Source organism: Kitasatospora sp. NPDC030952, assembly GCF_055571335.1.
Genome location: NZ_JBVIFM010000022.1, coordinates 90,169 through 103,528, shown reverse-complemented (window position 1 = coordinate 103,528; position 13,360 = coordinate 90,169). Strand labels below are relative to the sequence as shown.

At 73.9% G+C, this 13,360-nt stretch carries 10 protein-coding genes and 2 pseudogenes; 6 read left to right on the top strand and 6 right to left on the bottom strand.

Going from position 1 to position 13,360, the window contains the following annotated elements:
* Positions 1–74: 74 nt before the first annotated feature.
* Positions 75–272, top strand: coding sequence for a hypothetical protein (locus tag ACZ47G_RS30945; RefSeq protein WP_465748319.1), 198 nt, complete (start codon positions 75–77; stop codon positions 270–272).
* 62 nt (positions 273–334) lie between these two features.
* Complete coding sequence (locus ACZ47G_RS30940; protein WP_465748317.1) at positions 335–1,006, top strand: response regulator transcription factor; 672 nt, start codon at positions 335–337, stop codon at positions 1,004–1,006.
* Positions 1,007–1,417: 411 nt separating this feature from the next.
* On the opposite strand, the gene ACZ47G_RS30935 is transcribed toward ACZ47G_RS30940, so the two are convergent.
* On the bottom strand, positions 1,418–3,109 hold the full coding sequence (locus ACZ47G_RS30935) for a peptide-N4-asparagine amidase (protein WP_465748315.1): 1,692 nt from the start codon (positions 3,107–3,109) through the stop codon (positions 1,418–1,420).
* Positions 3,110–3,415: 306 nt separating this feature from the next.
* Complete coding sequence (locus tag ACZ47G_RS30930; RefSeq protein WP_465748313.1) at positions 3,416–4,318, bottom strand: LysR family transcriptional regulator; 903 nt, start codon at positions 4,316–4,318, stop codon at positions 3,416–3,418.
* Positions 4,319–4,456: 138 nt separating this feature from the next.
* Here ACZ47G_RS30930 and ACZ47G_RS30925 point away from each other — a divergent pair, with 138 nt between their 5' ends.
* Positions 4,457–5,485 (top strand): pseudouridine-5'-phosphate glycosidase, encoded by a 1,029-nt coding sequence (locus ACZ47G_RS30925; protein WP_465748311.1) that lies wholly within the window; start codon positions 4,457–4,459, stop codon positions 5,483–5,485.
* Between the two features lie 3 nt (positions 5,486–5,488).
* Positions 5,489–6,415 carry a carbohydrate kinase family protein gene (locus ACZ47G_RS30920; RefSeq protein ID WP_465748309.1) on the top strand — a complete coding sequence of 309 codons (927 nt, stop codon included), beginning with the start codon at positions 5,489–5,491 and terminating at the stop codon, positions 6,413–6,415.
* A gap of 79 nt (positions 6,416–6,494) precedes the next feature.
* Here the strand turns inward: ACZ47G_RS30920 and ACZ47G_RS30915 are convergent, their stop codons facing one another.
* Positions 6,495–8,354, bottom strand: coding sequence for a helix-hairpin-helix domain-containing protein (locus tag ACZ47G_RS30915; RefSeq protein ID WP_465748307.1), 1,860 nt, complete (start codon positions 8,352–8,354; stop codon positions 6,495–6,497).
* 155 nt (positions 8,355–8,509) lie between these two features.
* Positions 8,510–9,253, bottom strand: a complete 744-nt coding sequence (locus ACZ47G_RS30910) for a histidine kinase (RefSeq protein WP_465748305.1) — start codon at positions 9,251–9,253, stop codon at positions 8,510–8,512.
* A 312-nt stretch (positions 9,254–9,565) separates the two neighbouring features.
* On the opposite strand from ACZ47G_RS30910, the gene ACZ47G_RS30905 reads away from it, so the two are divergent.
* Positions 9,566–10,189, top strand: coding sequence for a helix-turn-helix domain-containing protein (locus ACZ47G_RS30905; protein WP_465748303.1), 624 nt, complete (start codon positions 9,566–9,568; stop codon positions 10,187–10,189).
* Complete coding sequence (locus tag ACZ47G_RS30900; RefSeq protein ID WP_465748301.1) at positions 10,186–11,532, top strand: MFS transporter; 1,347 nt, start codon at positions 10,186–10,188, stop codon at positions 11,530–11,532. The genes ACZ47G_RS30905 and ACZ47G_RS30900 overlap by 4 nt, the downstream gene beginning before the upstream one ends.
* Before the next feature lie 51 nt (positions 11,533–11,583).
* Here the strand turns inward: ACZ47G_RS30900 and ACZ47G_RS30895 are convergent.
* Positions 11,584–12,231: pseudogene (locus ACZ47G_RS30895) on the bottom strand (DUF6629 family protein); the annotation flags it as partial.
* Between the two features lie 215 nt (positions 12,232–12,446).
* Positions 12,447–13,292: pseudogene (locus ACZ47G_RS30890) on the bottom strand (DMT family transporter); the annotation flags it as partial.
* Positions 13,293–13,360 lie beyond the last annotated feature (68 nt).

The following is a 13,360-nucleotide window of genomic DNA, read 5'->3' as shown; positions in this document are numbered from 1 at the left end:
CGCCGCGCGGGCGGGTGAGGGTGAAGCGGTCCACCGGGGCGAGGTCGCCGTACGGGCCGCTGACGGCGTAGTACGTGACGTCGATGGTGGTGGCGCTGCCGCGCTCGCCCGGGTGGACGTCGAAGGAGGCGAAGCCGTACGGGTTGTCGGCGTCGCGGAAGGCGGACCAGGGGGCGTCCTCGATCAGGCCGGCCGGGGTGCTGGCCGGGGTGCTGGCGGGGGTGCGTCCGCTGGGGGCGTTCATGGGCGCCAGCTTCACCGGGCGGAGGTGAACCGGGCCGGATCGGCGGCATGAACTTTCCCGTCCGCCGGGTGGTGCGGGACACTGCCCGGTGTGACGAGTACGAACGGTGAGTGTCCGCGGGTGATCCGGGTGTTGATCGCGGACGACCAGGAGGCGGTACGGCGCGGCGTGCGGCGGATCCTCGACGCACAGCCGGACATCGAGGTGGTGGGCGAGGCCGTCGACGGGCTCGCCGCGCTGGAGCTGGCGGCCGAACTGCGGCCGGACGTCGCGCTGGTGGACATCCGGATGCCGCGGCTGGACGGGCTGGAGGTGACCAGGCGGCTGTCCGGTTCGGTGCGGGTGGTGGTGCTGACCACCTTCGACCTGGACGAGTACATCTACCCGGCGCTGCAGCACGGCGCGTCCGGCTTCCTGCTGAAGCGTTCCGGCCCGTCCCTGCTGGCCGAGGCGGTGCGGGCGGCGGCGGACGGCGAGAGCCTGATCAGCCCGTCGGTCACGGTGCGGCTGCTGAAGCACGTGACGGCGCCGCGCCGGCCCGCGCGCCCGGCGGCTCCGGTGGTGGCGTTGACCGAGCGGGAGGTGGAGATCGCCGGCCACGTCGCGGCGGGCCGGACCAACGCCGACATCGCGGCCGAACTGTTCATCTCCCCGGGCACGGTGAAGACCCACGTGGCCAGCATCCAGCGCAAGTTGGGGGTGCCGAACCGGGTCGGGATCGCGGTGCACGCCTGGGAGATGGGGTACCGGGTGCCGCAGTAGCGCCCCGCCTCTGCCACCCCGCGCGCGCTGGGGCTGGGGCGGGAAGGAGCGCGTCCACGGAGCCGAGGGGATGCTCCGTGGACGCGCGGAACCTACGAGGCGGGGGTGGCCTCCGGACGTCACGTCCTCCGGCCGGTAGTTCGATCGTCGACCGAGGTAGTACCAGCGGCAGACCCTGATCCGTCTCGACCTGTCGCCACTGCCTCCTGCGGTCGAACTGCCTTCAGCTGCCTCGCAGGTCCATCTCCCATCATGCGCCTCCCACGGCGTGTGCACCAGGGGTGAACGGCCCGAAAACGGGCAAATCTCGCAAGTCGAGGCCGGAGTCGAGGCTGGGAGGCGGGGCCGGGAATCGAGGCCGGGAGGCGGGGCCGGGAGGCGGGGCCGGGAGGCGGGGCCGGAAGGCGGGGCCTACGGCGCGGGCCACCCGTCGACGAAGCTCAGCGTCCGGTGGTACGGCCCGTCCGGCCCGGTGCTGCGGTAGTCCTCGGTGCTGCTGCCGGTGCGGACGGTGCGGTCGCCGTCGTGGCGGGTGGCGGTGGGTCGCAGGGTGTGGTCCACGGTGGAGCGCTCGGTGACGTGGCCGCCGGTCGCGGTGGTGGCCTCGCGGTGGTAGCCGAGGTCCATCGCGGTGTTCTGGTCGGTGTTCCCGGCCGCGTCGTGGGTCACCTTGTACGTGACGTCCAGCGGTTCGCCCTCGTGCACGGTGGTGGTGCGGTGCGGTCCGCCGCCCCAGGTGCTGGTGGTGCGGGTGAGGTCGGCGTCGTTGTGCAGCGTCACGTCGTTGCCGGCGTCGCGCAGCTGCTGGGCGGAGCTGAACGCGAGGTCGTCGCGCACCTCGGTGGTGATCCGGCCGTGCGAGGTCTGCACCCAGCCGCGGGCGAGGTCGTGCCGGGCGGCGGTGACGGTCCAGTCGCCGCTGCCGCCACCGTGGTCGGCGAGCTCGGTCGCGACGGTGGCCTCGGGGGCGACCCGGTAGTCGGTGAGCTGCCCGGAGGTGTGGTCGGTTCCGTGGTCGACCTCGGCGAACAGGTTGACCTGGCCGGTCCATTGGTCGTTGCTCTGCGCCTCGGCGGCGTTGACCGTGATGCCGACGCGGTGCGGGCGCCCGTCGAGCAGCAGGCCGACGTACGGGGTGAGGTCGAGCCGGTAGGCGGGCAGGTCGAACGCGAAGACGCCCGGGACGGGCCGCCACAGCAGCGGGTCCCAGCCACCGGTGTAGATCACCGGGTACGGCCAGACCGCGCCGGCCACCTTTCCGTCCACGGTGAGCCGCAGCTCGCGGAACGGGCCCTTGCCGCAGGCGCCGATCGACGGGTTGGCGGCGACGAAGGCGTCCGGCGCGGAGGCGTACGCGAACTCCTCGCAGGCGCCGCCGCCGCGGGCGTAGACCTCGGCGGTCAGGCGCTGCAGGTTCTGCGGGAAGGTGACGTCCTGGGCGGTGCCCGGAGCGGCCTGGGTGAGCGCGAACGGCCCGGTGGTGAGGACCTGGTCGGCGCCGTGGGCGGCCGGCCAGCGGTCGTCCGCGGTGTAGAAGGTCAGGCTCGCCGAGAGCTTGTAGACACCGGTGTAGGTGGCGTCGGTGACGTTGGCGAGGTCGAGCGAGAACGGCTGCGGCCCGGCCGCGAACAGCGGGGCGTAGCGGGTGAGATCGCGTTCGACGTTCCACTTGATGCCGTCCGGGGACGGCTCCGGGGTGGAGGACAGCAGCACCTGGACGCCGCCGATGCGGACGCTGAAGATGCGGTCGAACTGCCGCCCGGCGACCTGCCCGTGGAGGTCCATGACCACGGCGGACCAGGGCCCGGCGCAGTCGGCGGGCGGGGTGACGGTGGCGGTGTACGGGGTGTCGGGCGGGTTGCCGTAGCCGTTGCGGAACTCGCGGTCGTGCATCACCTCGACGGTGCAGGAGCGGGTGTCGGGGCGGGTCAGCGGCTTGGTGGCGGTGACCGGGTCGTGGTAGCCGCGGCCGAAGTCGGCGTGGGCGGGCGCGGCGGTGGTGAGGGTGCCTGCCAGTGTGAGGGCGGCGGCGCCGAGCAGTCCGGCGAGGCGGCGCAGCAGCGGGCGGCGGGGGCGCGGGGAGGGCAGGGGGCGCAGGGCCAAGGTGGATCCCCGGGGTCGGGCGGCCCGTCGGCTCGCGACGGGCCGGGTGGGTGATCCGGGCATCCTTCCGGCGCTGGCATGTGAGCGTCAAGGGTGGGGGTCGGGTGCTGCCGCGGGCGTTCCGGTTCCTGTGCTGCGGGCGGCTTCCGGGGTTCGGCGGCTTCTCCGGTTTCCGGGGTTCCGGGGTTCCGGGGTTCCCGGCGTTCCTCCGGTTCCGGGGGGCTTCTCCGGTTTTCGGAGTTCCCGTGGTTCCTGTGGTTCCCGGGGCTCCTCTGGTTCCTGCGGCTCCTGCCGTGCGCGGTGGCGCTACCACTCCTCCAGCTCCGCGGCCTCCTGCCGGATCAGGTTGCGCAGCGTCGCCAGCGGGGGCCGCCGGTCGTCCGTGCGCCACTGCATCTCCAGCGGCAGGGTGGCCCGTCCCTCCAGTCGTACGGTGGTCACGTCCTCCGTGAGGTGGCCGGTCATCGAGCCGGGCACCAGGGAGAAGGCGCGGTTGCGGGCGAGCAGGTAGAGCCGGGAACCGACGATCCGCGGCGGGCTGACCAGCACCGGCGGGTCGACGCCGTGCTCCGCGCACAGGCCGAGGACGTGGTCGTAGTACCGGGGGTGCTGCTCGCGCGGCCACAACAGCAGTGGCAGGTCGCGCAGTTCGCCCAGCCGCAGGCTCGCCCGGCCGGCCAGCGGGTGGTCCCGGCCGAGGGCGACCCGGACCGGCTCGTCGGCGATCCGCTCCAGCCGGTAGCCGGGGACGTCCTCCAGGAAGCGGCCGAGGCCGATGTCGGCGAGTTCGCCGGCCAGGGTGGTGGAGACCTGCCCGGTGTCGACGGCGAGTTCGGCGGTGTCCAGCGCGGGCAGCTCCTGCTCGGCCCGGCTGACCACGGCGGGCAGCAGCCGGTTGGCCACGCTCGGCGAGGCGACGATCCGGGCCGTCCCGAGCCGGGACTCCTCGTGCAGCCGGACCCGGGTCAGCATGGCCCCCGCCTGTTCGAGCAGCCGCGCGCTCTCGGCCGCCATCACCTCGCCCGCCTCGGTCAGCGCGACCGAGCGGCGGCTGCGGTCGAACAGCTCGACGCCGACGGTCCGCTCCAGCCGGGCGACCTCCTGGCTGACCGTCGGCTGGGAGATGTGCAGGCGTTCGGCGGCCCGCCCGAAGTGCAGCGTCTCGGCGACGGTCAGGAAGACCTCCAGCTGCCGCAAGGTGAAGCCCATGGGGATCATCCTAGTGCGAACTGATAGCTGATCATCTATCGGAAACCCCAGGACTCATTCTGGTTTCCGATCCGAACCGTCCCTACGCTGATCGTCGCGTTGCCCCATCGCAGTGGCATCTCACAGGAAGCTCGCCTCATGACCGGACTGCCCGTCAGCACCTCCGTCAGCTCCTCCGGCGGCACTCCCGCCGGCGCCTCCGCCGGCAACCCCGCCGGCAACCCCGCCATCCGGATCTCCGAGGAGGTCGCGCAGGCCGTCGCCGCCGGCCGACCCGTGGTCGCCCTGGAATCGACGATCTTCACCCACGGCCTGCCACGACCGCGCAACCTCGCCGTCGCGCTGGAGGCCGAGGAGCGGCTGCGCGGCGCGGGCGTCGTCCCGGCCACCATCGGCGTGCACGCGGGCGTCCCCACGGTCGGCCTGAGCACCGAGCAGATCACCGAACTCGCCGCCACCGACGGCCTGGACAAGGTCAGCCTGCGCGACCTGCCGGTGGTCGCCGCGCTCGGCCGGCACGGCGGCACCACCGTCGCCGCCACCGCCTTCCTCGCCCACCGCGCGGGCGTGCGGGTGTTCTCCACCGGGGGCCTCGGCGGCGTCCACTTCGGCGCCTCGGAGAGCTTCGACGAGTCCGCCGACATGACCACCCTGGCCGCCACCCCGGTCACCGTGATCAGCGCCGGGGTGAAGTCCATCCTCGACATCCGGGCCACCCTGGAGCGCTTCGAGACCCTCAACATCCCGGTCATCGGCTACCGCACCACCAAGTACCCCGGCTTCTACGTCACCGACTCCGGCCACGAGATCAACTTCGCCGTGCAGTCGCCCGAGGAGGCCGCCGGGATCATCGACGCCCGCGACCGGCTCGACCTGCCGCAGGCCGTCCTGATCGCCAATCCGGTCGACCCGGCCAAGCAGCTGCCGCCGGAGGAACTGGACGGCATCCTGGCCCGCGCCTGGGCCGAGGCCGAGCGCCGGGGCATCACCGGCAACGCCTCCACCCCCTTCCTGCTCGACCACATCCAGCGCGACACCGGGGGCCGCAGCCTGGAGGTCAACGTCGAGGTCTACCGCGGCAACGTGCGCCTCGGCGGCGAGATCGCCACCGCCCTGGCCGCCCGGGCCGGCGGGTCCGCCGCGTCCACCGCGTCCACCGGGGCCTGACCCGTGCTCGGGGTGCTCGGCGACCTCGTCGAGGACATCGTGGTCTGGGTCGACGGCCCGCTGCGCCACGGCACCGACTCCGGCGCCCGGGTCTTCCGGCGGCGCGGCGGCAGCGCGGCCAACGTCGCCTGCTTCGCCGCCGGGCAGGTCCCGGCCCGCTTCCTCGGCTGCGTCGGAGCGGACCCGGTCGGGGACGGCGTCGTCGCCGAACTCGGCGGCCACGGCGTGGACGTACGGGTGCAGCGGCACGGGCAGACCGGCAGCATCGTGGTGCTGATCGACCAGGACGGCGAGCGGACCATGCTGCCCGACCGCGGCGCCGCCACGCTGCTGGAACGCGTCCCGGACGACTGGCTGACCGGCCTGAGCCACCTGCACGTGCCCGCCTACTCCTTCGACGGCGAGCCGGTCGGCCGGACGGCGCTCGACGCGCTCGCCCGGGTCCGGCGGGCGGGCGGCACCACCTCGGTGGACGCCTCCTCCACCGGCATGCTGGAACAGTTCGGACGGGAGCGGTTCCTGGGCCTGCTGGCCGAGTTGGCGCCCACCTTCGTGTTCGCCAACCGCTCCGAGTCGGCCTTCCTGGGGCTGCTGCTGGACGGGCTGCCGGGGCCGGAGCGCGCCCGGCTGGCGGCCACCACGGTGGTCACCAAGGCGGGGGCCGAGGCGACCACCGTCGACGTACCGGGTGAGGGGCTGTTCACCGTACCGGTGCCGCCGGTGGCGGAGGTGCGCGACCTCACCGGGGCCGGCGACGCCTTCGCGGCGGGCTTCCTGGCCGGGTTCCTGGACTCCGGGGACCTCCGCCTGGCGGCCGGGCTCGGGCACCGCAGCGCCGCCCGGGTGCTGGCCGTGCCGGGGGCTTCGCTGGGGGCTTCGCTGGGGGAGTTGGGGGAGTTGGGGGAGTTGGGGGAGCTGGCGGAGGGGTAGGGCGGGCCACTACGGGTGCTGTTACTGCAGGTGTAGTGCCTACGGGCGGCCGTAGTGACGACATCCGTAGTGGGGTGGACTACTTCTGCAGTGCGTCCTTGCGCAGGAAGCGCTTCAGCCGCTGCCACGTCCAGGCGTTGATCACGTCCTCGGTGGTGAGCCAGCCACGCTGCGCCGTACCGATGCCGAAGCGCGGGTAAGCGAGGTGGCCGGTGGCGTGGGCGTCGCTGTCGATCGCGAAGCGCACCCCATGCCGCTTGGCCCGGAGGACGTCCTCGTCGCGCAGGTCGAGCCGCTGCGGGGAGCTGTTGATCTCGATCGCGGTGCCGGTGCGCGCGGCGGCCGCGAACACCGCGTCCAGGTCGACGTCGATCGGCCCGCGCCGGCCGATCCGGCGGGTGGTGAGGTGGCCGATGACGTGGACGTACGGGTTCTCGCAGGCGCGGATCAACCGGCGGGTCTGGGCGGCGCGGTCGAGGTTGAAGTGCGAGTGCACGGAGGCCACGCAGACGTCGAAGCCGGCCAGGAACTCCGGCGGCCAGTCCACGCCGCCGTCCGGTCCGATGTTCAGTTCGGTGCCGTGCAGCAGGCGCAACTTCTTGTGGCGGTCGGCGAGTCGGCGCAGTTCCTCGCGCTGGGCGAGCATCTTCTCGTCGGTCATCCGCTGCATCACCAGGTCCGGCGCGTGGTCGGTGACGGCGTAGTAGGAGTAGCCGCAGGCCGCCGCCGTGTCGATCATCTCGGTGAGGGTGGCCAGGCCGTCGGTCAGGTCGGTGTGGGTGTGGAGGTCGCCGCGCAGGTCCGACTCCTGGATCAGCTCCGGGAGTTCGCCGTTCAGCGCGGCCTCGATCTCGCCGCGGTCCTCGCGCAGCGTCGGCGGGATCCAGGGCAGGCCGAGCGCCGCGTACACCTCGTCCTCGGAGGCGGACACCACCTTGGCGCCCTCCTCCGCCTTGCCCTTGCCGCCCCCGGTGGCCTTGGTTCCCTTGGCGTCCCCGGTCCCCTTGGTCCCCTTGGTTCCCTTGGTCTCGCCGGTCCCCTTGGCGCCTTTGGCGTCGTCCTTCCCGGGGTCGCCGCCGACCTCGAACAGCCCGTACTCGGAGAGCTTCAGACCGGCACGCACCGCCATCGTGCGCAGCTTGATGTTGTGCGCCTTCGACCCGGTGAAGTAGACCAGCGCGGCGCCCCAGTCCTCCTCGGGCACGACCCGCAGGTCGACCTGGATCCCCTGGGCGGTGCGGACCGAGGTCTTGGTCGGCCCGCTGCCGATCACCTCGGTCACGTACGGGAGTTCGGTGAGCGCGGCCATCAGCGGGGCGGAGTCGGCGGCGGTCGCCAGCACGTCGATGTCGCCGACCGTCTCGCGCATCCGGCGCAGCGAACCGGCGTACGCGCAGCGGGTGCAGCCGGGGACGGCGGACAGCGCCGCGACCAGCTGCTCGGCCAGCTCGGTGGCGGCGTCGAGGAGGGTCCGGCCTCCGGACTGCCGCATCAGCTCGATGCCGTGCAGGATCTTCTCCCCGCTGCGCTCGCCGAATCCGGCCACACCGGTCAGCCTGTCGGCGCGGATCGCAGCGGCGAGTTCGTCCACCGAGGCGATGCCGAGGTCGCGGTAGAGGGCGAGGGCGCGCTTGGGCCCGACACTGGGGACGGCCATCATCCCCCGTACGCCGGACGGGATCTCGGCGCGCAGGGCCTCCAGTGCGGGGATCTCGCCGGTGGCGAGGTACTCGGCGATCTTCTCGGCCGTGGACTTCCCGACGCCGGGGATCTGCTGCAGTCCCTTGACGTCCAGGCCGGCCACGTCCTCGGGGTGGCCGCCGACGGCCCGGGCGGCCTTCTCGTAGGCGCGGGCCCGGAAGGCGTCCCCGCCGGTGATGTTGATCAGGTCGGCGTACTCCTGGAGCAGCTCCCTGACCTGGTCGTTGAGCCGGGGCATGGGGCAAGTCTAGGGTCGGAGCCTGCCGTTCGCCGCGCGGTGCGCACCAGTGGCGCCGTCTGCTTCCTGCACCTGCGCCTACGCGTACGCCTTCGTACGCCTACGCCTACGCCTACGCCTACGGTTACGCCAGCGCCCGCGCCCGCGCCTGCTCCCTAGTCGTAGGCGACCGTGAGCAACAGCACCACGGTGAGGCCGCCGCCGGGGGTCGGCTCGACCGCGAGGCGTCCGCCCGCCGCCACCACCAGGCTGTGCAGGGCGGGGCCCACCGGTCCGCTGGCCCGGACGCCCGCCAACAGCCATTCGCGGGCCTCGGGGGGCTCGTACGCTCCGCGGTCGGATATTCGTATCTCGACCCGTTCCCGGCTGCGGCGCGCCGTGCCGCGCGCGCTCGTGCCGTGCCCTGTCGAGACCTGTCCGGTCGTGTCCCGTTCGGCCGCGGTGCGGGGCGCCGCCGGGTCGGGGCGGGTGACGTCCGCGCGGACCAGCACCCGGCTGCCCAGCGGGCTGCGCCGGATCGCGTGGTCGAGCAGCCCGGCTACCGCGGCCTCCATCCGGCGGGCGTCCCCGGCCACCACCGGCAGCCCGGGCGCGAGCCGGACCGTGACGGCCGCCGCCCGGCCGCCGCCGCGAACCACCCGGCGCACCACCTCGGTGACCTGCACGTGTCGTGCCTGCGGCTCGCACCCGGCCTGCCGGCCGGTCCAGCTCAGCCGGTCGAGCTCCGTGCGGGACAGTGTCCGGGGGCCGGCCATCGCCGTCGGCGGGAACGGCCCGAGGCCGTCCGGGGCGCCCCCGTCGTCCTTGCGATCGACGGCGCCCGCGCCGCCCACGCCGCCGAGCGCGCCGAGCGCTCGGGCCCCCGAAGCGACGTAGCCCCAGAGCTTCCCGCGTGTCATTGCCCTGCCCCTCGTGCCTGACCGGTGGCCGTCATCGATTCCGCGGCCGACCGGGGCGGGCCATTTTCCCGGGCCCTAGATGACAGCCTGCCCCTCCGCCGCCCGGGTGACAATCCGGCTCCGGGGCGCGAAGCGGGGCGGGGCCCCCGCCGACCGGCGGGTGAGCGGTCCGCCGACCGGCGGGGCGGTGCGGTGCGGCGGCCGAGCGACCGGGCGACGGGAAACCGGGCAGCCGGGCGACCCGGCGACCGCAAAAGAAGCTTCGCAAAAAACCCTTTGCAAACACTTCTTTGCGGTCCTAGGCTCCTGGCCATGACCGAAGACCGCGGCTGGAAGCACAGCGACGACCCGCACGTCGTCCTCACCGCCAAGGGCATGAGGGCGATGGCCCACCCCGTGCGGATGCAACTGGTCGGGCTGCTGCGCAAGCACGGCCCGTCCACGGCGACCAGGCTCGCCGAGCGGCTGGGGCTCAACTCCGGAGCCACCAGCTATCACCTGCGCCAGCTCGCCGCCGCGGGCTTCGTCGAGGAGGACACCGAGCGCGGCAACGCCCGGGAGCGGTGGTGGCGTTCGGCGCACCGGATGACGGTCTGGACGGGGGAGGACATGGCGGACGAGGAGCCCGGGGCGGCCGTCGGCTTCCTGCGCTCCGTGCTGGCCAGCCACACCCTGACCGCCCAGCGGGCGCTCGACGCCTTCGAGACGATGCCCAGGGAGTGGCGCAGAACGGTCGACTTCAGCGACATGCTGCTCCAGCTCACGCCGGCCGAAGCGGAGCAACTGACGGCCGAACTGTCCGCGGTGCTCCGGCGCTACCGCCGGGTCGGCGCCGAGGGGCCGGTGCCGGAGGGCAGCGAGCAGGTGTCCGTCGCGGTCCACGTGCTGCCCGATCCGCAGGGGCAGCCGGAGCCGGGGGAGGGGAGCGCCGAATGACCAGCAGCATCGCCGAGCCGCCGGCGCGCACCCTACGGCCGCTGGCCGGGGTGCTCGCCGCCACGGCGGTCTCCCTGACCGGGACGCGGATCTCTGCCATCGCCCTGCCCTGGTTCGTCCTGGCCACCACCGGCAGCGCCACCCTGACCGGGCTGGTCGCCTTCGCCGAGATGACGCCGTACGTGCTGGTCAAGGCGCTGACCGGGCCGCTGGTCGACCGGATCGGGCCGCGCGTGGTGTCCTGGACGACGGACGCGGTGAGTGCCGTCGCCGCCGGGCTGGTCCCGCTGCTGCACGTCCAAGGGATGCTGCCGTTCGGGCTGCTGCTGGCGATGGTCGCGGTGATCGGTGCGATGCGCGGGCCGGGAGACTTGGCCAAGTCGGTCATGGTCCCGGAGGCGGCCGACCACGCCCGGGTGCCGATGGAGCGGGCCACCGGGCTCTCAGGGGTCACCGAACGGCTGGCCTCCACGATCGGCCCGGCGGTCGGCGGCGGGCTGGTCGCACTGGTGGGTCCGCTGGCCGGGCTGGCGGTCAACGCGGGCACCTTCGCGTTCGGGTCACTGATCATCGCCCTGGCGCTGCCGCCCGGCATGGGCCGCCCGGCGGCCCCGGGCACGGTGCCCGCCGAGGCCCCGGGCGAAGGCGAGCCGAACGGCGGCGGCTACTGGCGGATGTTCCGGGAGGGCTTCGGCTTCCTGCGGACCGAGCCGCTGCTGCTCACGGTGACGGTCATGGTCGGGATCACCAACCTGCTCGACGCCGGGTTCACGACGGTCCTGCTGCCGGTCTGGGCCCGCGAGTCCGGTGGTGGACCGGCCGCGATCGGCCTGCTCGGCAGCGTCCTGGGCGTCACGGCGGTGATCGGCAGCCTGATCGCGGCGGCGCTGGCCCACCGGCTGCCCCGCCGTACGGTCTTCTTCGCCGGCTTCCTGATCGCCGGGGCACCGCGCTACCTGGTGCTGGCGCTGGACGCGCCGATGTGGGCGGTGGTCACGGTCTTCGCGTTGGGCGGCTTCGGGGCAGGCTTCCTCAACCCGATTCTCGGCGCGGTCCTCTTCGAACGGGTGCCCCGCCACCTCCTCGGCCGCGTCCACGCCCTCGGCGACTCCCTCGCCTGGGCAGGCATCCCCCTCGGTGGCCTCCTCGCGGGCGCGGCCGTCGCCCTGGTCGGCCTGATACCCGGCCTGCTCACGGCCGGCGCCCTGTACTTCGCCACCACCACGCTGACCGGCCTGCGGCCGGAATGGCGGGAGATGGACCGGCTGCGGGGGCACGGGGGAGCCAGGGCCGATGGGCAGGCGCGAGCTGAAGAGGGCGCGGTGGAGGCGGCGCGGCCCTAGGGGCGGACGGGCCCGCCCGGCGTTCACCGGTCGCCGACGGTCCGTGGGCGGGTGTCCCACCCAGTGGAGGAGTAGGAGGCTGGCCAAGGCAGCGAGGGCACACCAGGTGGAGACGAACGCGAGCCGCCAGAGCAGGGCGCAGAGCACCGCGCCCACTCCGGTGAGCAGACCGAGGCGGCGGAGTAGACGGTCGCCGCTGACCAGGAGGGAGCCGACCGTGGTGAGGAGGTAGCCGGTGAGCAGAAGGGCCGGGTGCGGGATGCCGATGGCGTAGCCGAGGGTGTGGCCGTGCTGGGTGGCCGTCACCGGGTGAGCGGCGACGGCGGCCGCGAGCGGGACCGCCACCGCCGCGCCCAGCAGCGCCAGCAGCGCGAGTACGCGGCGTCGGCCGGGGCCGGCCGGGTGCCCGGGTTCGTGGGCTGCGCACCAGACCCCTACCGCGACCAGCACGGGCAACAGCGGCAGGGCGATCACCGCCCAGGCGGTGCGGGCCGCCCCGGCGAGGGCGGACGGCAGTTCACCGTCCGTACCGAGCCAGACCAGCGCCTCGACGAGCTGGTGCACGCCCAGTACCAGCGGGAGCGCGGCGAGGGGCAGCCGCTGCGGCCTCCTGGACCGCCGGGCGCGCACCAGACACGCCACGCCGACGCCCGCGACCGCCGCGCCGGCCACGGCGTCCGCCTGGGCGCTCCAGCACATCGGTCCACCTGCCCGCGCTACTCGCGCTTACGGTTCACGCCGGTGTCGCCGCGACCGCCCGGCTCCCGGCCGCCGTCACCGTTGCCATCTCCATCGCCGCCGCCGCCGTCACCGCTGCCATCGCCATCGCCGCCGCCGTCACCGTTGCCGTCGCCATTACCGTCACCGGGCCGGTCCTCCGGCGGAACCCCGATGCTCTCCAAGGTCTCGCGGACACTGCCGGGCATCGCCGGATGTCGACCGATCACGATCACCCCGATCACGATCGCCACCAGCCCGGCCGCCTGCCAGGCCAGCGCGCCGGGGGTGACCCGCAGCCGGTCACCGAGGAAGCCGACCGCGCAGGCGATCCCGGACAGTGGCTGGGCGGCGGTCAGCGCCGGCAGCGACATCCGCAGCGGGGCGGCCTCGAAGGCGCTCTGCACCAGCAGCAGTCCGACCACGCCCGCCACCACCACGGCGTACGGCTGCCAGGTGCGCAGCACCACCATCAGCCCGTCGTGGTCGAGGCGCTGGGTGGTGGTGCGGGTGAGCGCGTCCTGGAGGCCGTAGAGCAGCCCGGCGGCGAGTGCCAGCAGGGTGGCCTCCTCGAACAGCGGCAGCCGGCGGGCGAGGGTGACCAGCAGCAGGGTCAGCCCGACCACCGTGCCGACCACCAGCCAGTGCCGCAGCTCCCCGGCGGGCGGACCGCCGCCGGTCGGCTTCCCGGCCACGATGAAGGCCGTCACCCCGAGGCCCAGCAGCAGCACCCCGGCCCAGCCGGAACGCCCGAGGGTCTGACGGGTGAGCACCCGGGAGAGTGCCATGGCGAAGATCAGGTTGGTCGCCAGCAGCGGCTCGACCAGGGACACCTCGCCCTGGTTGAGCGCGAGCGCGGAGAGGAGCAGACCGCTGACCATGAACCCGGTGCCGAGCAGCCACTCGGGCATCCGCATCAGGTCCAGCAGCAGACGCCAGCGCAGCAGGTCGGCACGGGGGGCCCGTTGCGCCGCGTGCTGCTGGAGGACGAAGCCGAGTCCCAGACAGCAGGCCGCACTCAGAGCGAGGAGGAAGACCGCCACGGAGGGACCACCAGGTTGTCGCTGCCCCGCGCCGCGCCGGCGGTTCCGGGGGAGGGTTCGGCGGGCGC

What these genes read in the sequence shown, in the direction of transcription:
- ACZ47G_RS30925 (WP_465748311.1), top strand. Translation starts at nt 4,457, where the DNA reads ATGACCGGACTGCCCGTCAGCACCTCCGTCAGCTCCTCCGGCGGCACT.
- ACZ47G_RS30915 (WP_465748307.1), bottom strand. Translation starts at nt 8,354, where the DNA reads ATGCCCCGGCTCAACGACCAGGTCAGGGAGCTGCTCCAGGAGTACGCC.
- ACZ47G_RS30900 (WP_465748301.1), top strand. Translation starts at nt 10,186, where the DNA reads ATGACCAGCAGCATCGCCGAGCCGCCGGCGCGCACCCTACGGCCGCTG.
- ACZ47G_RS30930 (WP_465748313.1), bottom strand. Translation starts at nt 4,318, where the DNA reads ATGGGCTTCACCTTGCGGCAGCTGGAGGTCTTCCTGACCGTCGCCGAG.
- ACZ47G_RS30910 (WP_465748305.1), bottom strand. Translation starts at nt 9,253, where the DNA reads ATGACACGCGGGAAGCTCTGGGGCTACGTCGCTTCGGGGGCCCGAGCG.
- ACZ47G_RS30905 (WP_465748303.1), top strand. Translation starts at nt 9,566, where the DNA reads ATGACCGAAGACCGCGGCTGGAAGCACAGCGACGACCCGCACGTCGTC.